Below are 672 nucleotides of genomic sequence, written 5' to 3' on the forward strand. Positions count from 1 at the left end.
TGGCCCTCATTTTTGCGGGCGCGTCAGGCGTATGGGCGGCTTCAGGCTCTGTTCCGGGCTGCGGAGGCAGGCCCCCAGCGTCTGTCTCTGCCTCGGCCGAAGGGGCAGGTTGAGGTGACCTCGCTGGCTGTGACGGCGCCAGGGTCGAACCGGTTCATCCTGAGCCAGATCAGCTTTGAGCTGCCGGCCGGCTCCTCCATGGCCGTAGTCGGACCCAGCGGGGCTGGAAAGTCGACGCTGGTGCGGACACTGGTGGGCATCTGGGCGCCGGCACTCGGGAGTGTGCGGATCGACGGATCGGAGCTGCACCATTGGGACCCGGACGCCTTGGGTCAGCACCTCGGCTACCTGCCACAAAGTGTGGAGCTCCTGTCGGGGACCATCGCGCAGAACATCGCGCGGTTTGGCCCTGTGAATGATGAGGCCGTGATTGAGGCCGCCCATCTCGCCGGCGTGCACGAGGTGATCCAGCAGCTGCCACAGGGCTACAACACGGATGTGGGTGAGAGCGGCAATGCTTTGTCGGGTGGGCAACGGCAGCGGATTGGGCTGGCGCGCGCCATCTACGGTAATCCGTCCTTGGTGGTGCTCGACGAGCCGAATTCGAACTTGGACGCCTTAGGGGAGGCCGCTCTGGCGCAGGGGTTGCAGGCGCTCAAAGACCGCGGCGCG

General features: G+C 66.2%; 1 protein-coding gene. It reads left to right on the forward strand.

What is annotated here, in order from left to right:
* Nucleotides 1-114: 114 nt before the first annotated feature.
* Nucleotides 115-672: ATP-binding cassette domain-containing protein (locus MKK68_RS15905; protein ID WP_244031291.1), on the forward strand; the 558-nt coding region annotated here is incomplete at its 3' end.

It is taken from the genome of Methylobacterium sp. E-016 (genome assembly GCF_022829745.1).
Lineage (GTDB): Bacteria > Pseudomonadota > Alphaproteobacteria > Rhizobiales > Beijerinckiaceae > Methylobacterium.